At 73.2% G+C, this 17,200-nt stretch carries 16 protein-coding genes; 9 read left to right on the top strand and 7 right to left on the bottom strand.

The window, feature by feature from the left end:
• Positions 1-95: 95 nt before the first annotated feature.
• Both ACRAKJ_RS20405 and ACRAKJ_RS20400 read left to right on the top strand, forming a co-directional pair.
• A complete protein-coding gene (locus ACRAKJ_RS20405; protein WP_438925833.1) occupies positions 96-743 on the top strand; it encodes a HemK2/MTQ2 family protein methyltransferase in 648 nt (215 codons plus the stop codon).
• A complete protein-coding gene (locus tag ACRAKJ_RS20400) occupies positions 727-918 on the top strand; it encodes a CDGSH iron-sulfur domain-containing protein (protein ID WP_438925834.1) in 192 nt (63 codons plus the stop codon). The genes ACRAKJ_RS20405 and ACRAKJ_RS20400 overlap by 17 nt, the downstream gene beginning before the upstream one ends.
• Here the strand turns inward: ACRAKJ_RS20400 and ACRAKJ_RS20395 are convergent.
• From ACRAKJ_RS20395 to ACRAKJ_RS20385, 3 genes are read right to left on the bottom strand one after another with little or no spacing between them, the layout of a single operon-like run.
• Positions 915-1,934 (bottom strand): iron-containing redox enzyme family protein, encoded by a 1,020-nt coding sequence (locus ACRAKJ_RS20395; protein WP_438925835.1) that lies wholly within the window; start codon positions 1,932-1,934, stop codon positions 915-917. The genes ACRAKJ_RS20400 and ACRAKJ_RS20395 overlap by 4 nt on opposite strands.
• A 9-nt stretch (positions 1,935-1,943) precedes the next feature.
• Positions 1,944-2,999, bottom strand: coding sequence for a carboxylate-amine ligase (locus tag ACRAKJ_RS20390; RefSeq protein WP_447009083.1), 1,056 nt, complete (start codon positions 2,997-2,999; stop codon positions 1,944-1,946).
• Positions 2,996-4,504, bottom strand: coding sequence for an FAD-dependent oxidoreductase (locus ACRAKJ_RS20385; RefSeq protein ID WP_447009082.1), 1,509 nt, complete (start codon positions 4,502-4,504; stop codon positions 2,996-2,998). Before ACRAKJ_RS20385 ends, ACRAKJ_RS20390 begins: the two co-directional genes overlap by 4 nt.
• Positions 4,505-4,563: 59 nt before the next feature.
• On the opposite strand from ACRAKJ_RS20385, the gene ACRAKJ_RS20380 reads away from it, so the two are divergent.
• Entirely contained in the window at positions 4,564-4,998 is a 435-nt protein-coding gene (locus tag ACRAKJ_RS20380) for a DUF6098 family protein (protein ID WP_447009081.1), read from the top strand.
• A 49-nt stretch (positions 4,999-5,047) separates the two neighbouring features.
• Here the strand turns inward: ACRAKJ_RS20380 and ACRAKJ_RS20375 are convergent, their stop codons facing one another.
• The 3 genes from ACRAKJ_RS20375 to ACRAKJ_RS20365 form a co-directional block, all read right to left on the bottom strand.
• Entirely contained in the window at positions 5,048-7,069 is a 2,022-nt protein-coding gene (locus tag ACRAKJ_RS20375; RefSeq protein WP_447009080.1) for a neutral/alkaline ceramidase, read from the bottom strand.
• A gap of 119 nt (positions 7,070-7,188) precedes the next feature.
• On the bottom strand, positions 7,189-8,391 hold the full coding sequence (locus ACRAKJ_RS20370) for a cytochrome P450 (RefSeq protein ID WP_438922013.1): 1,203 nt from the start codon (positions 8,389-8,391) through the stop codon (positions 7,189-7,191).
• 124 nt (positions 8,392-8,515) lie between these two features.
• Positions 8,516-9,316, bottom strand: coding sequence for a UTRA domain-containing protein (locus ACRAKJ_RS20365; protein WP_438922014.1), 801 nt, complete (start codon positions 9,314-9,316; stop codon positions 8,516-8,518).
• A gap of 179 nt (positions 9,317-9,495) precedes the next feature.
• Between ACRAKJ_RS20365 and ACRAKJ_RS20360 the strand changes: the two genes are divergently transcribed.
• Genes ACRAKJ_RS20360 through ACRAKJ_RS20340 form a run of 5 tightly spaced genes read left to right on the top strand, consistent with a single transcriptional unit; the run spans position 9,496 to position 15,445 of the window.
• On the top strand, positions 9,496-10,737 hold the full coding sequence (locus ACRAKJ_RS20360; protein ID WP_438922015.1) for an extracellular solute-binding protein: 1,242 nt from the start codon (positions 9,496-9,498) through the stop codon (positions 10,735-10,737).
• Complete coding sequence (locus ACRAKJ_RS20355) at positions 10,734-11,681, top strand: ABC transporter permease subunit (protein WP_438922016.1); 948 nt, start codon at positions 10,734-10,736, stop codon at positions 11,679-11,681. The genes ACRAKJ_RS20360 and ACRAKJ_RS20355 overlap by 4 nt, the downstream gene beginning before the upstream one ends.
• Positions 11,678-12,499, top strand: a complete 822-nt coding sequence (locus ACRAKJ_RS20350) for an ABC transporter permease subunit (RefSeq protein ID WP_438922017.1) — start codon at positions 11,678-11,680, stop codon at positions 12,497-12,499. The genes ACRAKJ_RS20355 and ACRAKJ_RS20350 overlap by 4 nt, the downstream gene beginning before the upstream one ends.
• A gap of 20 nt (positions 12,500-12,519) precedes the next feature.
• Positions 12,520-14,046, top strand: a complete 1,527-nt coding sequence (locus tag ACRAKJ_RS20345) for a family 20 glycosylhydrolase (RefSeq protein ID WP_438922018.1) — start codon at positions 12,520-12,522, stop codon at positions 14,044-14,046.
• A gap of 16 nt (positions 14,047-14,062) precedes the next feature.
• The gene (locus tag ACRAKJ_RS20340) at positions 14,063-15,445 is read left to right on the top strand and encodes a cellulose binding domain-containing protein (RefSeq protein WP_438922019.1); all 1,383 of its coding nucleotides are present in this window, start codon (positions 14,063-14,065) and stop codon (positions 15,443-15,445) included.
• A 239-nt stretch (positions 15,446-15,684) separates the two neighbouring features.
• On the opposite strand, the gene ACRAKJ_RS20335 is transcribed toward ACRAKJ_RS20340, so the two are convergent.
• Positions 15,685-16,689 (bottom strand): DUF2399 domain-containing protein, encoded by a 1,005-nt coding sequence (locus tag ACRAKJ_RS20335; RefSeq protein WP_438922020.1) that lies wholly within the window; start codon positions 16,687-16,689, stop codon positions 15,685-15,687.
• Between the two features lie 257 nt (positions 16,690-16,946).
• Between ACRAKJ_RS20335 and ACRAKJ_RS20330 the strand changes: the two genes are divergently transcribed.
• On the top strand, positions 16,947-17,195 hold the full coding sequence (locus ACRAKJ_RS20330) for a hypothetical protein (RefSeq protein WP_438922021.1): 249 nt from the start codon (positions 16,947-16,949) through the stop codon (positions 17,193-17,195).
• Positions 17,196-17,200: the final 5 nt, after the last annotated feature.

The following is a 17,200-nucleotide window of genomic DNA, read 5'->3' as shown; positions in this document are numbered from 1 at the left end:
TCCTCTCCCGGGGAAGAAGGGTTCCCGGTCTGGGGTCGGTGAACCCTCGTGCGCCGGCCCCGTTTGTCGGGGAAAATGGTGGGAACCACACTCCTATGTGGATGTGGAGGCCGCCGGGGGTCTACCGGCCGCAGGACGACACGTGGCTGATGGTGGAGGCCCTGGCCGACGCGGGCGTACCGCGCGGTGGACGGGCGCTGGACGTGTGCACGGGTACCGGCGCGCTCGCGGTCGCCGCGGCGCGGGCCGGTGCGAAAGAGGTGACGGCGGTGGACCGGTGCCGCCGGGCGGTGCTGGCGGCCCAGGTCAACGGCGCGCTGCGGGGGGTGCGGGTCAAGGCGCGGCACGGCGACTTCGGCGATCTCGTCGGGGAGGACCGCTACGACCTGATCACGGCCAACCCGCCGTACGTGCCCAGCGTCGGCGTGCCCGACACGGGGCCGGCGCGCGCCTGGGACGCGGGGCTGAGGGGCCGCGCGGTGCTCGACCGGCTGTGCGCGGTGATGCCGCTGCTGCTGGCGGACAAGGGGGTCGGGCTGATCGTGCACTCGACGCTCTGCGACTCCGACACCACGCTGCACCAGCTGCGCGGCGGCGGGCTCAAGGCGTCGGTCGTCGCGCGCCGCACGATCCCGTTCGGACCGGTGATGCGCTCGCGCGCCCGGTGGCTGGAGGAGCAGGGGCTGATCGCGCCCGGTCAGACCGAGGAGGAGCTGGTGGTGGTCCGTGCCGACGCCGCGTGACGCGCGCAAGGTGACCGTCGTGCCCGGTGGGCCCCTCCTGGTGGAGGGGCCGGTCGAGGTGGAGCTGGACGACGGGACGGTGGTCGAGTCAGACCGGTTCCTCGTCGCGGTGTGCTCGTGCCGCCGCAGCAAGCGCTACCCGCTCTGCGACACGAGCCACCGCAAACGCCGTTAGGCGTCCTGGTCGTGCTCGGGAAGGGGCAGTCGCAACGCCGACTGCCCCTTCCGCCACGCGCCCAGCAGGTGCTCGCCCAGGCGCGCTTCCAGCAGCTCGGTCGCCTGCACGCCGAACACGACCGACTCGGTCAGTTCCGGCTCGTGGTCGAGCAGGTCCCCGATCACGTCCCGGCGCATCACCTGTTCGTGGACCGCGTCGGCCTCGACGTGCTCGGTGTAGAACTCCACGCAGTCGGGGTGCGCGCCCAGCCGCGTCAACGCCTTGGCCATCCGGGCGGCGCTGGGCGCGGTGGTGATCTCGGCGGCGGCGAAGTGGCCGACCAGCGCACCGCGCAGCGACCGGTGCAGCCCGCACAGCGACATGAGGTTCACCGTGGCCAGCACGACCGCGGGCGCCTGCTCCAGGTACCCCAGGTAGCGGTCGGACAGGCCGGCGCCGAGGAGCAGGTTCCCGAACAGGCGCGAGTGCATCCGGTCGCCGCGCCCGCCGCCGAACTCGTCGAACTCCACCGCCACCAGCGCCGCCTTGGCCCGGCCCCGCAGCCGGGGGATCACCCAGGCGTGCGGGTCGGCCTCCTTCAGGTGGTAGATCGAGCGCAGGGCGAAGAACTCCCGCACCTGCCACCACTCCCCCTCGTCCTTGAGGAAGTGGCTGACGCCGGTGCCCTCGACCGGTTCGACCAGCAGTTCGTCCAGCACGCCGGTGATGTCGGCGCCGCCGGGCACGTCGGCGCGCAGCGCGTCGAGGAACGCCGTCTCCAGCAGGCCCCGGAACCTGATCAGCTCCGGGTCCCACTCCCAGTCGTCGGTGACGCCCTCGAAGCCCTGGTAGTGCAGCTCGTAGCACAGGTGCAGGGCCAGTTGCAGGTCCTCGCCGTACGGGTCGGCCGCCACCGACGACGGCAGCGCGACGGCCGGCGGCGTGCCGCGCAGGGCGCCGAGGACGGCTTCCGACAACGGCCCGCGCGGCGCGGGGAGCACGGCCGACTCGACGGCCCGGTCCACAGTGGTCATGCGCGTGGATTACCCGGTTCCGGCCTCGATGCACGTGATCGCGGCCGCTTCCGGGGAACCGGCCCGCCGCTGCCGCCGCGCCCCGTTGCCGTCGGCGAGCACGCGGTCCACCAGCGACCGCACCAGCGCGCGGTCGTCGCCCAGCGCGTCGGACACGTGGTCGAGCAGCGCCGCCAGCAGCGCGGTGGCGGGCACGCGCCGCGCGGTCAGCGGGTCGACGCCGTCGCCGTCGAGCCCGTACCGCGCGGCCGACCACACCGCCGCCGCCAGCACCTGCCCGTCCAGCTCCGGCGCGGCGTCGTCGGGCGTCGCGCGCACGAGCGCCCTGGTCAGCGCCGCCTGGAGCACGGCCTCGGCCGCGGTGGCGGCCCCGTCCGCGACCCGCACCTCGACGGTGGGGTACCGCGGCGACGGCCGGGCGAACCAGAACGTCTGGCTCGCGTCGACCAGCACGCCGAGGTCGACCAGGCGGGCCACGGCGGTGTCGTGCGCGGCGGCGTCCGCGAAGCGCGGCGTGACCCCCGAGCCGGGGAACTTCGACTGCTCCACGATCCGCCAGCTCGCGTAGCCGGTGTCGCGCCCCGCCCAGAACGGGGAGTTCGCGCCCAGCGCCAGCAGCGTCGGCAGCCACCGCCGCAGGTGGTTGACCACGTGCACGGCGGTGTCCCGGTCGGGCACGCCGACGTGCACGTGGCAGCCGTTGCTCTGGTAGTCGGTCACCTGGGCGCGGAACAGCTCCTCCACCCGCCCGTACCGGCCGCCGGGGGCGAACCCCGGCGCCGGGTCGGCCAGGGGCGGCGTCCCCGAGGCGAGCAGCCGCAGCCCGGACGCCTTGGCGGCGTCCGCCAGCGCGCGCCGGCCCGCGACGAGCTGCGCGCGCAGCTCGACCGGGTCGGCGCACACGCCGGTGGCGAACTCGACCTGCGTGCCCATCAGCTCCGGGTGCGCCTTCGCGCCCGGGGGCAGGTCCTCCACCCTGGCCAGCACCTCGGCGGCCCGGGCCACCGGGCGCAGCGTCGTGGGGTCGACCAGGAGGAACTCCTCCTCCGCGCCGATCGTGCTCAAGCGGGGTCCCGCCGCTCCAGCGGCTCGGTCGCCGGCCCCTCCAGGACCTCGCCGTCCACGTCGAACCGCGAGCCGTGGCACGGGCAGTCCCAGCTCACCTCGGCCTGGTTGAACCGGACCAGGCAGCCCAGGTGGGTGCAGCGCAGGGACACGCCGTGCGCGCGCCCGTCGTGGTCGCGGTACACGCCGGCCTTGCCCGCGCCGTCGCGCACCACCCGCGCCTCGCCGGCGGGGACGTCGGCGGCCGAGGAGACCTCGGCGGGCTTGAGCCGGTCGCCGACCAGCTCCGCGGCGACCTTGGCGTTCATCTTGGCCAGGGTGGGCGCGGACTTCAGCGACACCCGGTGCGGGCTGAGCCGCTCGGCCCACGGGTTCTCCTCGCCGCGCACGAGGTCGGCGAGCAGCATCCCGGCGGCGGTGCCGTTGGACAGGCCCCACTTCATGAACCCGGTCGCGCCGAACAGGCGGTCCGAGCCGGGGGTGTACGGGCCGACCATCGGCAGGTGGTCGTAGGGCACGGCGTCCTGCGCGGACCACCGGTGGGTGACCTCGGCGACGTCCCAGTGCTCGGCGGCGAACTTCAGCAGCTCGTCGTAGGGCTTGCCCGGGTCCTGGCCGGCCTGGTGCTCCTGGCCGGACACGATGAGCAGGTCACCGTAGTTCGACAGCGACCACGACGGGCTGCCGGTGCTGATGGACAGCCCAGGGGGCGGCGACCCGGCGTTGAGGCGCACGGCGATGCAGTAGGACCGGATGGCCTCCAGCCGCGCGAAGTACAGGCCGCGGTCGAGGATCGGGTAGTGCGTCGCGATGACCACGCGGTTGGCGACCACGACGCCCGCGCCGGTGCGCACGCGGACCACCTCGCCGTCCTCCACGCGCAGCACGCGGCTGTTCTCGTAGACGCTCGACCCGCCGCCGTCGACCAGCTCGGCGAGCGCCCGCACGTACTTGGCCGGGTGGATGGCCAGCTGGTCGTCCAGCCGCACGGCCGCCGCCACGGGGAACGGCACGCCCATCTTCTCGCCCCGATCGCGCACCACGGGCAGGCCGGCCTCGCTCGCCGCGCCGTACTCGTCCTCGACCGAGGGCACCTCGTCGTTGGTGAACGCGAAGGTGTAGGCGGGCAGGCGGCGCAGGTCGCAGTCGACGCCCTCCCGCTCGACGATCGTCGCGAGCATCTCGACACCGGCGCGGTTGACGGCGGCGTAGTCGGCCGCGGCGGCCTTGCCGTGCCGCTTCACGATCGTGGAGTAGAGCGTGGACTGGAGCGCGGTCACCTTGGCGGTGTTGTTGCCGCTGACGCCGCTGCCCACGCGGTCGGCCTCGATCAGCGCCACCCGCAGGCCGGCGCGCTTGAGCAGGAGCGCGGTGGTGACGCCGGTGATGCCCGCGCCGACCACGGCCACGTCGGCCGTCTCCTCGGTGGTCAGGGCCGGGTACCGGCTCTCGGGGATCGCGGAGGCCCACAGCGACTCGCGGTCCGTGGTGGTCGATTCGGTCATGGCCATCGCTTACCCGGAATCGGACGTTCGAACCGCCGCGCGCCGGCTACCCCGGGGCCATGCTGACCTTCGCCGATCTCGACGACGTGGTGGCCCTGGTCGAGCAGCGCGGCGCCGACGAGCTGTTCGTGCGCTGGTCCCGGGGACCGGACGCGGACGGCGGGCGGTGCAGCCGGGACGGCCTGACCGGGCTCGCGCTGCCCGGCCTGTCCGCGAACGCCCTGGCCGTGGAGCCGTGGTGGGGCGGCAGACCGCTGCGCCTGTGGGTGGCGCGGCGGCTGCACGACTACCGGCACCTGCGGGAGCGCCGCGGTGCGGGCACCCGGCCGTGGGTGCTGGAGGGCACCGAGGTCGGCCGGGGCCCGGACAACGAACCGCTGGTCGAGTGCCACCGCCCGATCGGGTGGATCTCGGACCGGGTGCTGGCCGAGTGCGAGCACCTGGTCGTGGCCACCGCCGCGACCCCGTGGGGCCCGCTGGACCGCGAGGGCTGAGCGGGACGACCGGCGACCCCGCGGTCGCCCCGCCGGGGCGACCGCGGGGTCAGCCGACGGTGAAGGTCCTGGTCGTGCCGGTGAACCCGGTGACCGCGCCGGTCCAGCCGCTCTTCCAGTCACCGTGGTGGAGGATGCGGTACGTGCCGGCCGGGGTGTCCGCCGGGATGGCCCAGGTGACCGTCGCGGTCGAGTTCGCGACGCCCTCGCGCTGCCACCGGTAGCGGGTGGACCAGTCGCCGTCGTCGGCGTGCCGGGTCCAGCGGCCGTCCACGAGGCGCTGGACCTCCAGGAACGTGCCGTTGCGGTGCAGGTCGTTCTTCGGGTGGCCGGTGACGAAGACCGCCGTGGCCGTCTGGCCCCGGGTGTAGGAGGCGGCGGGTTCGGTGCGCACCTGGCCGAACGACGTGCCGATCGGCTTGTCGTCGAACACCACGCCGGTCTGGAGGTTGACGCCGGTGAACGGCGGCGTGCCGGGCGTCGGGCCGGCAGGCACGGGCGCGCCGGTGCGCAGCGCCGCGGCGAGCTTGCCGAACTCCTGCTCGTAGGCGGGCAGGGTGTTGCGGCCGAACAGGGTCGAGCCGCCCTCGTACTGCTGGAGGTCGTACTCCTCCGGGGTGGTCACGTACTGGGCGTAGTCGTTGGCGTAGCCCTGCACGAGCACGTCCCCCAGCGGCACGCCCGCCTCCGCCGCCACCGCCTGCCGGATGCGCAGGCCGGCCACGACCGTGACCTCGCCGGGCACCGCGACCAGGTGCAGCGGACCGATCTTGACGACCTGGAGCGGCACCACGTCCGGGGTCGCGCCGATCAGACCGGTCGGCACCAGCGACGCCTTGGGGTACTGGCAGTCCTTCAGCCACTGCGGCACCTCGACCTGCAACGGCTCGAACAGCGCCTTCCACGGGCTGGTCATGCCCTCGTGGAACAGCGGGATCGCCGGGCCGTCCTCCACGCTGCCCGCCAGGGTGGAGGCGCCGACCACGCCGGAGCAGGTCGTGCCGGGGCGGCCGTCGGTGGTGAACCGGCCGTCCACGGCGACCGACGACATGTCCACGAACCGCATCCGCGAGTCCACCGACCCGGTGACGGCGGTGCCGGGCCCGGCGAACACGCGCTGGGCCTCGCGGTTCTGCCGCTCGCCGATGATCCGGGTGTTCTCGACCTCGTCCTCGGTGGGGCCGGAGCCGGGCCGCAGGTTCAGGTTGGGCGACATGTCGCCGGCGTTGGTGTTGGGGAACGCGGCGACGAACCCGGGCCGGTCGTCGAGGTAGCGCACGCCCGCGTCGTCGTGCTCCCACTGGTAGGAGGCGTAGCCCTTGTTGTCCGGGCTGATCAGGGTGTTCTCGTTCGTCATCGACGTGTTGTGGGTGGCGAACCAGCTGATCGCGCCGACGTCGGTGCTGCCCTGGCGGAACCTGAGCACGGTCATCGACGGGTCGATGGCGTTCGGGAAGTGCGCCTTGTCGACGGCCGGGTTGCGCTCGAACGCGGTGCGCGAGCGGTTCACGCTGGCGTCGGTCAGCTGCCCCCGCCCCAGCGTGATGTCGCCGGGCCTGAGGTCCTCGTGCGCCTCGACGACGGACTCGGTGATGCCGTCGGCGATGGCGTTCAGCGTCTGCGGCTGGAGGCCGAGGACGGACAGGTTGTAGGCGAGGTTGTGCGAGTAGCCGCCGGGCCCCGCGTGCGTGTGGGTGGCGGACAGCAGCAGGTTCTCCCGCGTGTACGTGCCGCCGTAGCGGGCCTGGAGCCGGGAGAGCACGGCTTCCTGCACCGAGCGGAAGACCATCGCCAGGTCGGCGTTGACGTAGGCGACGCGCTTGCCGGTGGCCTGGTCCACCACGACGAACGCGCGGGACCGCTGCCGCTGGTGGATGCCGGTGGTCTTCTGCTCGAACGACGAGTAGCCCATCATGCCGTTCTCGGCGGCGGGCCCGGTGACGTCCGAGATGCCGCGCCCGACCAGGTAGGGCGCGGCCGGGGCGGGCTGCGCGCCGGCGGCGGGCAGCCCGACCACGACCAGGGCGCCGACCAGCGCGCAGGACACCAGCGACCGGCGAGAGCTCCGCATTCCCACTCCCCGACGTATGCGAAACGGATTCACTTTATCGGGACGGTAGTGACCCGGGCCACTCCCGGCAAGTCGGCGGACGGCTCAGCGCAGGCAACCGGGCCGGCGCGGCGGACGGGTCAGCGCAGGCGGACGGGCAGCTCCAGGTGGCCGTTGGAGATGAACGAGCGCACCGGGCGCAGCTCCGCCGCCGGCGTGGTGAGCGCGAGGTCCGGAAACCGCGCGAACAGCGCGGGCAGCGCCACCTCCGCCTCCAACCGGGCCAGCGGCGCGCCGAGGCAGTAGTGCGCCCCGTGCCCGAACGCCAGGTGCGCCTTGTCCGCGCGGGTCAGGTCGTACTCGTCGGCGGTCGGCCCGTGGTACCCCGGGTCGCGGCCCGCGCCGGCGTAGGCGGCCAGGATCGCCTCCCCGCGCCGGATCGTCACGTCGCCGACGGTCACGTCCTCCACCGCGTAGCGCAGCGGCAGGCTCGCCACCGGGGCCTGCCAGCGCAGCGTCTCGTCCACGACGTCGCCCCAGCCGCGGTCGCCGGACAGCACCAGCGCGAGCTGGTCGGGGTGCGCGAGCAGCGCGGCCACGGCGTGGTCGAGCAGGTTCACCGTCGTCTCGTAGCCGGCGGAGATCAGCAGGATCAGGGTGTCGACCAGCTCGGTCGCGCTCAGGCTCCCCTCGTCCTCGTCGTGCGCCGAGATCAACCCGCTGGTCAGGTCGTCGCCGGGGTCGGCGCGCTTGCTCGCGACCAGCTCGCCCAGCGTGCGGTAGAGCCGCTCCCGGTTGGCCACCGCCCGCTCCGGCGTCAGCGTGGTGTCGAAGACGGCGTCCACGAGGGCGCGCAGCTCCGGCCGCGTCTCCTCGGGGATGCCCAGCAGCAGGCAGATCACCTCGATCGGCAGCGGGTTGGCGTAGGCGGCGCGCAGGTCGGCGGTGTCCCCGCCGGCGTCGAGCGCGTCCAGCAGCCGGGTCGCGATCCGCTCCACCTCGGGCCGCAGCGCGTCGACCCGCCGCGGGGTGAACGCCTTGGACACCAGCGAGCGCAGCCTGCGGTGGTCGTCGCCGGAGGCGTTGAACATGTTGCGCACCGACACCCAGAGGTGCAGCGGCCAGTCCTCGGGCACCTCGCCCGCCGCCCAGGCCGCCCAATGCCGCCGGGCGTCCTTGGAGACCCGGGGGTCGTTGAGCAGGCGGCGCAGCACGTCGATGCCGGTGACGGACCACGCGATGAGGCCGCCGGGTAACTCCACGCGGGTCGCCGGGCCGAGTTCGCGCAACCGGGCCGCCTCCCCCTGGACGTCGCGGCCGGTGAGGTCGAGTGCGTAAGTCATGCACCCACCGTGGCAGCGGGCTCACCGCGGGTTCAAGGCGTCGGCCGCACCACGACCCGGACGGACCCGGATCACCCCCTTCGAGGCGTCGCCGGCGAGGTCCGGGGTCACGCGCCGCGCCGACCTACTGGACGTCGCCCGTGGTGGCCGAGCGGACGGTCCTGGCGGAGCCGGGCGGGATGCCCGGGTAGTGGTCGGCCCGCGCGCCGGGCGCGGTGCGGCCCAGCGACAGGCGGGAGACGATGCGGTAGCGGTCGCCCCGGTACAGCGAGTGCACGTACTCCACGGGGCGGCCGGTGGTGTCGTTGGTGAGGCGCTCGAACAGCAGGGCCGGCGCGAAGACGGGCACGCCGAGCAGCTCGGCCTCCGAGTCGTTGGTGACGGTCGGCTCGATCGACTGCACGGCGTCGCCGACGTGGACGCCGTGGTCGGCCAGCCGGTCGTAGAAGTTGCCGGACTCCATGTCCTCCTGGGTGAGGCCGGGCGCGACGGCGACCGGCACGTGCAGGTACTCGATCGCCATGGGCTGCCCGTCGACCAGGCGCAGCCGGGCGGTGTAGTTGACCTCGGCGGCCGGTGACACGCGCAGCTTGCGGCCCACGCGCGCGCCGGCCGGGACGCGGGCGTGCTCCAGGACGCGGCTGGTCCACGCGCCGCCCGCCTGCGGCAGCGTCATGGCGCGGTCCCCGGACACCAGTTCCTGGGTGATCTTGGCGGGTGCGACGAACGTGCCGCGGCCGTGCTGGCGGACGAGCAGGCCGGTGTTGACCAGTTCGTCGACCGCGGAGCGCAGGGTGGGCCGGGAGACGGAGAGCTGCGCGCACAGCACGCGCTCGGCGGGGATGGGCGCGCCGGGCGGGTGCGTCTCGATCAGCTCCAGCAGGTAGTCGCGCACCCGTTCGCGCTTGAGGATCGGTTCGGCCATGCCGCCTCGCTTCGTCCGCCGCGTCGGGCCCAGTATGTCAGACCAGTGGTCAGTGACCACTTCGTCAAACATGGAAGCGCTCTCACGGTGTTGACGTGGGTGTTGACGGCGAGATTGGTCTATGCCATCTTCGACACGCTCCACCGAAGGTTACCAATTGGTCAGCTGAGAGGTGAGACGTGTCGCACCGCCCCGTCGCCGTGGTCCTCGCACTGGGACTGGCCCTGACCGCCTGCGGAACCGACGCCGGGGACGGCGGCGAGGAGGCGATCACCGTCTGGCTGATGAAGGACTCGACCACCGAGGACTTCGCGAGCCGCTTCGAGACCGAGTTCGAGCGCGACCACCCCGGGCTGGACCTGCGGGTGCAGGTCCAGGAGTGGAACGGCATCGCGCAGAAGGTGACCAGCGCGCTGGCCAGCACCGACCCACCCGACGTGATCGAGGTCGGCAACACCCAGGTCGCCCAGTACGCGGCCAGCGACGGCGTGACCGACCTGTCCGCGAAGAAGGCCGAGCTGGGCGGCGACGACTGGGTGCCCGGCCTGGCCGAGCCGGGCGCGGTGGACGGCAGGCAGTTCGGCATCCCCTGGTACGCGGCCAACCGCGTCGTCGTCTACCGCAAGGACCTCTTCGAGGCCGCGGGCGTGACGCCGCCGAAGACCCGCGACGAGTGGCTGGCCGCGACCGACCGCCTCGACGAGGGCGACGTGCAGGGCATCTACCTGCCCGGCCAGAACTGGTACGTGCTGTCCGGGTTCGTCTGGGACGAGGGCGGCGACCTGGCCGAGAAGTCGGGCGACCGGTGGGCCGGTTCGCTGAACACGCCGGAGGCGCTGGCGGGCGCGGAGTTCTACCAGCGGCTCCAGGCGCTGGGCGACGGTCCCAAGGACTCCGACGAGGCCAAGCCGCAGCAGACCGACGTGGTGGCCGCCGGGCAGGTCGCGCAGTTCATCGCGGTGCCCGGCGCGGCGAAGCTCGTCGAGAAGGCCAACCCGGCGCTGGCGGGCAAGCTCGGGTTCTTCCCGATCCCCGGCAAGACCGCCGACGAGCCCGGCGCGGTGTTCACCGGCGGCTCCGACCTGATCATCCCGCTGGCCTCGCCGCGCCAGGAGGGCGCCTACGAGGTGGTCAAGGCGCTGGCCGGGGAGAAGTGGCAGGTCGAGCTGGCCAGGGCGATGAACTACGTGCCGAACCGGACGAGCCTGGCCGGCGCCGTCGGCGACGACCCGGGCGCGGCGGCGATGGCGGCGGGCGCGGTCAACGGGCACGCCACGCCGAACTCGCCGAACTGGGCCGCCGTCGAGGCGCGCAACCCGGTCAAGGAGTTCCTGACGGAGGTGCTGACCGGCGCCGACCCGGCCGGCGCCGCGGCCGAGGCCGACCGGGTGATCACCCAGGCGCTCAACTCGGGGACGTGACGACGACGTCGGCGCGGCCGGTGGACGACCCGCCGCGCGCCGCCCCTCCCCCGCGCCGCCGCCGGTCCTGGTGGCCCTACCTGCTGATCTCGCCGACCCTGGCGGCCACCGCCTACCTGCTGCTCTACCCGTTGGCGCGCAACGTGGTGATGTCCGTGCAGGAGTTCGGCCTGCCGCAGCTGGTGCGCGGCGAGGCCCGGTTCGTGGGCCTGGCGAACTACGCGAAGGTGCTCACCGACCCCGAGTTCTGGGGCGTCGTGCGGCGCACGCTGCTGTTCACCGCGGTCAACGTCGTGCTGATCATGCTGCTGTCCACGCTGGTGGCGCTGCTGCTGGTGCGGCTCGGCCGGTGGCTGCGGCTGCTGGTGATGTCCGGGCTGGTGCTGGTGTGGGCGACCCCGGTGATCGCGGCGACCACGGTGTTCCAGTGGCTGTTCCAGTCCCGGCTGGGCGTCGTGAACTGGGCGCTGGTGGAGCTGGGCTTCGAGTCCTACCGCGACTACGCGTGGTTCGCCGACGGGCCCGCGACGTTCGCGATCCTGGTGGTGCTGGTCGTGTGGCAGTCGGTGCCGTTCGCCGCGCTGTCGCTGTACGCGGCGATGGTGACCGTGCCGGTCGAGCTGTACGAGGCCGCCCGGATCGACGGCGCGGGCGCGTGGCGGGTGTTCACCAGGATCACCTTCCCGGTGCTGCGGGCCATGTTCGGCCTGATCATGTGCCTGGAGGTGATCTGGGTGGCGAAGGCGTTCGTGCAGATCTGGGTCATCAGCCAGGGCGGCCCGGGTCGGGCCACGACGACGCTGCCGGTGTACGCGTTCCAGGTGGCGCAGTCGTTGCAGCGCTACGACCTCGGCGCGGCGGTGTCGATGCTCATGGTCGTGCTGCTGGTGCTCGTCCTGCTGGCCTACTTCCGGCAGCTCTACCGGCAGGAGGGGTCATCGTGACGGGGCGGGTGCTGCGGGCGGTGGCCGCGCTGGTCGTGTTCACCGTGTCGGTGTTCCCGGTGTACTGGATGGTGCTGACCGCGTTCAAGCCCGCGAAGGACATCCAGGCGGCGACGCCGACGTTCCTGCCGCTGTCGCTGACGTTCGAGCACTTCGGCACGGCGGTGGCGGCGCGCGGCTTCTGGTCGTTCTGGCGCAACAGCCTCGTCGTGGCGGGCGGCGCGGTGGCGCTGGCGCTCGTCGTGGCGCTGCTCGCGGCGTTCGCGGTGGCGCGGCTGCGCTGGCGGGGGCGGCGCGGGTTCGTCCTCATGGTGTTCGTCGCGCAGATGACGCCGTGGGAGGCGCTGCTCATCCCGGTCTACGTCATCGCCCGCGACACCGGGGTGCTCGACACGCTCTGGGTCCTCACGCTCGTCTACTTCATGATCACGCTGCCGTTCACGATCGTGACGCTGCGCGGGTTCCTCGCCGCCATCCCGGTGGACCTGGAGGAGGCCGCCCTGGTGGACGGGTGCTCGCGGGCGCAGGCGTTCCGGCGGGTGGTGTTCCCGCTGCTCGCGCCGGGCCTGCTGGCGACCTCGCTGTTCGGGTTCATCACCGCGTGGAACGAGTTCGCCTTCGCCAACGTGCTGATCATCAAGGACCAGGACGACCGCACGCTGCCGGTCTGGCTGTCCTCGTTCAGCAACACCTTCGGCACCGACTGGGGCGCGACCATGGCCGCCTCGACGCTGTTCATGCTCCCGGTGCTGCTGGTCTTCCTCGTCCTCCAGGGCCGCGTCACCACCGGCATCACCGGTGGCGCGGTCAAGGGCTGATCAACCAGGGGGTTCCGCTCGTGATCGTCCCACGACCCACGCGGCTGGTCCGCCGGCGCGGCCGGTTCGCGCTCGACGGGAGCACCGCGATCCGCGCCACGCCCGGCGCGGAGGGCGCGGCCCGGCTGCTGCGGCACCTGCTGCGCCCCGCGACCGGCCTGCCGCTGCCGCTGCGCGAGGACGGGCGGGTGGTGTTCGCGCTGGACGAGCGGCTCGTCGGGCTCGGCGACGAGGGCTACGCGCTGACCGTGGACGAGCACGCCGTGGTGCTGCGCGCGGCCACCCGGCAGGGCCTGGCGCACGGCGTGCAGACCATCCGGCAGCTGCTGCCGGCCCCGGCGCTCGGGTCGCGCCCGGTGTCCGGGGTGGAGTGGGCGCTGCCCGGCGTCGACGTGCGGGACACGCCCCGGCTGCCGTGGCGGGGCGTGCTGCTGGACGTGGCGCGGCACTTCCAGCCGGTGCCGGTGCTGCGCCGGTTCGTCGACCTGCTGGCGCTGCACAAGCTCAACGTCCTGCACCTGCACCTGACCGACGACCAGGGCTGGCGGATGCCCGTGCCGCGCTACCCGCTGCTGACCGAGGTCGGCGGGCGGCGGGCCGAGACGGCGGGCGACGGCGTGCCGCACGGCGGCGCGTACGCGCGCGCCGAGCTGGAGGGCCTCGTCGCCTACGCCGGGGAGCGCGGGGTGCGGGTCGTGCCGGAGATCGAGATGCCCGGCCACGCCCGCGCCGCGCTCGCCGCCTACCCGCACCTGGGCAACCACCCGGACCGCCGGCTGCCGGTGTGGACCCGGTGGGGCGTGAGCGACGCGGTGTTCGGGGTGGGCGACGCGACGCTGGGGTTCTGCCGGGACGTGCTCGACGAGGTGCTGGAGGTCTTCCCCGGCCGGCACGTGCACCTGGGCGGCGACGAGTGCCCCACCACCGAGTGGGAGACCGGCGCGGGCGCGGCGGACCGGGTCGCGCGCGAGGGCCTGGCCGGGCCGCGCGACCTGCACGGCTGGTTCCTGCGCGCGATGGCCGACCACCTGGTGGCGCGCGGCCGGGTGCCGGTGTCGTGGGAGCAGGTCGGCGACCCGCGCGTGCTGGTCATGCCGTGGCGCGACGCCGGGGACGCCCGCTCCGCCCTCGACCGGGGCCACCAGGTCGTGATGGCGCCGCACCGCTCGACCTACCTCGACTACCCGCAGACCTCCGACCCCGACGAGCCGGCCGGGCAGCCGGGCCTGGTGGTCACCGCGCACGACGTCTACCACCTGCCGCTGCCCGCCGGGGTGCTCGGCGCCCAGTGCGCGCTGTGGACCGAGTACGCGCCGACCCCGCACGACCTGGAGCGGCTGGCGTTCCCCCGGCTCGCGGCGCTCGCCGACGCGCTGTGGTCGCAGCGCCCCTCGTGGACCGACTTCACCGACCGGATGCGCGCCCACGGCGGTCGCCTGACGGCGCTCGCGGTGCCGCACCGCCCCCTGGACACCCGTCGGCCGCCGACCACCCGGGAGGAGGTCACCAGCCAGGACGAAGCCCGCTCCCCTGTCCCACCCTGCTGACCAGAGGAGAACCACCTTGTCCGCACGCGTTATCGCCGCCGTGGGCTCGGCCGCCGTGGCGGTCGCCGCCCTGGTGACCGCGCCCACCGCGATGGCCGCCGACGTGGTCACCGCCCAGTACCGGACCAGCGCGTCCGGGAACACCACCGACCAGGTCGAGCCCTGGCTGAAGCTGGTCAACGCCGGGTCGACCACCGTGCCGCTGGCCGACCTGAAGGTCCGCTACTACTTCAAGAGCGAGACGCCCGACGTGGGCTACCGGTTCGCCTGCTCGTGGGCCGTGCGCGGCTGCGGCAACGTGACCGGCGCGTTCGGCACGCTCACCGGCGGCGCGGCCGACCGGTACCTGGAGGTCGGCTTCACGCCCGGGGCGGGCTCGCTCGCGCCGGGCGCCGACTCCGGGGACCTCCAGCTGCGGTTCTACCGCGCCAACTGGGGGCAGATCACGCAGACCGACGACTACTCGTTCCGCGCGTCGAGCTCCTACTCGCCGTGGTCGCGCGTCACCGTGCACCGCGGCGGCACCCTGCTCCACGGCACGCCCCCGTCCGGGTCGACGACCACCACCACGACGACCACGACGACGAACCCGCCGAACCCGAGCGGTCCGGCGCTGTTCGACGACTTCGACTACGCCTCGTCCGCCGACGCCCGGATCGCGCAGCGCGGCTGGACCGTGCGCTCCGGCGGCGGCGGTCCCGGCGTGCCCGCCACCTGGGAGCCGTCGCAGGTGACGTTCCCGACCGTGGACGGGCAGAAGTCGATGCGCCTGGAGTCGTCCAACAACGGCTCCACCGCGCGGCAGACCGAGGTGTACCACCAGCGGAAGTTCTTCGAGGGCACCTACGCGGCGCGGGTGAAGTTCTCCGACACCCCGGTGTACGGGCCGGACGGCGACCACGTGGTGCAGACGTTCTTCACCATCACGCCGCTGAACAGCGACCTCGACCCGAACTACGGCGAGATCGACTTCGAGTACCTGCCCAACGGCGGCTGGGGCGAACCCGCGAACGTCATGTACGAGACGACGTGGGAGACCTACCGCAACGAGCCGTGGCTCGCGGACAACGTCCACAACGAGCAGCGGCAGAGCTACACGGGCTGGCACGACCTGGTCTTCCAGGTCTCGAACGGCCGGGTGAAGTACTTCATCGACGGGACCCTGGTCGCCGACCACGGCGACAAGTACTACCCGGAGACGCCGATGTCGATCAACTTCAACCTGTGGTTCATCGCGGGCGGCCTGGCCGGCGCCCCCGGTGACCGCGCGTACCAGCAGCACGTGGACTACGTGTACTTCGCGAAGGACCAGGTGCTGAGCCCGGCGCAGGTGCAGTCGCGCGTGTCCGGTTACCGCTCGTCGGGCGTCGCGCACGTGGACACCGTGCCGGCGAGCTGATCCCGTCCTCCCCGGCCCGCTGCCGCCGAGCGGGCCGGGGACCTGTGGGTGTCAGGACTCCGCACTGGCATGCCGAGCTGCGACGATCGCGCGTGCTGGACCGCTGCGCGGCCCACTGCAACCACCGCCGGCGCTGCTGCGCAGCGAGGCCGCGAGGACGCCGAACGTCGCTGACCTGCGGAGGGTCGTGCGCAGATCATCCAGGGGGCGCAGGTGGCGGGAGGTGAAGCGGTTCGCCGTCAGAGGAGTGACGGCAGCACGTGCTCCTCGGTGACCATCAAGCCCGTGGTCGTCATGGTCTTGGCCAGGTCGGGATCCCAGGTGGCCTCCGCGGGACCGTTGTTCAACGTCGGCAGTTCGACGCCGCGGGCGATCAGGGTGGTGACGGCCTCGCGGTAGTCGTTCGCCGACATGCGCCACGCCGTGCCGCCGGTCCAGGCGAGGATGTCGTTGGTCGCGCGGACGCCGTCCGGTGTGAAGTCGTTGTGGCAGCGGACCGCCTTGCCGACGAGGTGGTGCTTGGCCTGTGCGGTGAGGCCGTTCGGGAGCACCATCAACGGGCCGGGCACGCCGGATTCGAGCAGGCGTGGGCTGCGGACAACGGTGATCTCCGGGGTTTCGAGGGTGTCGTTCAGCGTCAGGTAGCCCTGGGAGGTCAGCACCGGGTCGCTGTAGGCGTCCTTGAGGATTCCAGCCCGCTCCCAGGTCGTGCCCATGAGTTCGAGCGCCTTGCCCACGATCCGGGTGAGCGGCCGTCCGTCGTCGAGGTCGTTGCCGGCCAAGGCGTACCGGGTCGTCGTCGGCCCGAGCTTGCCGAGTACCCAGGCCGCCTGGTTGGCGAGCATCGGCAACGCCGGTTGTGGGATCTTGCCGTACCGGCGCACGTGCGCGATCCACGGTGCGGCCCACGGTTCGTGCAGCAGGTTGTGCTGACGCAGTGCGAACTTCAGCACGGCGTCGGCCGTCGAGGCCTCCTCGGCCGTGGACATGCCGATCGGCCTGCCGTGCACTGCTTCCAGCACCTCGGTCAGCGTGCTGCCGTGCGCACGGACGTGCTCGTCCAGACGCGCCAGGGAGACCTGCCGGCGGGCCGGGTGCGCGACCGGCTTGCGCAACAGGTCGGTGAGCGCCGCGGCGGTCTTCTCGTCCTCGACGCGAATGCTGAACGCAGACCGGCCGCCGCCCTCCAGGGTCTCGCGGGCCAGCCGCCACAGCTCGGCGAGTTCAGGTTGGTCCCAGTGCACCGTCCGAGCCTAGTTTCGCGATCCGGAGCGCGCGCACGCCGGCCCTGAACACCCTTCGCAGCCGGAGAGGGGGCACAGCCCCTGTGTTGAACCCGTGCAGTCGCGATCCTGCCGAGGTGGAACGCGGTCCGGACGACCGGGCAGCGGGTCGAGGAGGCTCGCCTGACCGGGCCCTGTGGGGTTTCAGAGCTCTGCACTGAGACGCTGAGCTGCGGTGATCGCACAGAATCAGCCGTAGGAGCATGACCGTGGGGCGTGTGGAGCTGCTGGTGCTGCTGGTGCTGCGGAACAAAATCGCCCTGCCGCGTCGGGTCAGTCCCGCCCGCGGTTGGAGTGGGCCGATCGAGCCGAGATCGCAGCAGCCGCACCAACTCGCCCCCATCCGGGTGGGGCGGCATCACGTCGAGCAGGACCGGGTCGGCGTCCGCGACCGCGTCGAGGCACGCCCACCCGGCCGCGGCCACCGGGACGTCGAGCCCGGCGAACCGCAGTGTGCTCTCCAATAGTTCGC

It is taken from the genome of Saccharothrix sp. DSM 118769 (assembly GCF_052936295.1).
Note: the sequence above shows the minus strand (reverse complement) of the source record. Positions and strands in the feature narration are given on the sequence as shown.

Coding starts and splice junctions, on each gene's coding strand:
- ACRAKJ_RS20375 (WP_447009080.1), bottom strand. CDS start 7,069: ATGCGGAGCTCTCGCCGGTCGCTGGTGTCCTGCGCGCTGGTCGGCGCC.
- ACRAKJ_RS20365 (WP_438922014.1), bottom strand. CDS start 9,316: ATGGCCGAACCGATCCTCAAGCGCGAACGGGTGCGCGACTACCTGCTG.
- ACRAKJ_RS20370 (WP_438922013.1), bottom strand. CDS start 8,391: ATGACTTACGCACTCGACCTCACCGGCCGCGACGTCCAGGGGGAGGCG.
- ACRAKJ_RS20385 (WP_447009082.1), bottom strand. CDS start 4,504: ATGACCGAATCGACCACCACGGACCGCGAGTCGCTGTGGGCCTCCGCG.
- ACRAKJ_RS20395 (WP_438925835.1), bottom strand. CDS start 1,934: ATGACCACTGTGGACCGGGCCGTCGAGTCGGCCGTGCTCCCCGCGCCG.
- ACRAKJ_RS20380 (WP_447009081.1), top strand. CDS start 4,564: ATGCTGACCTTCGCCGATCTCGACGACGTGGTGGCCCTGGTCGAGCAG.
- ACRAKJ_RS20405 (WP_438925833.1), top strand. CDS start 96: ATGTGGATGTGGAGGCCGCCGGGGGTCTACCGGCCGCAGGACGACACG.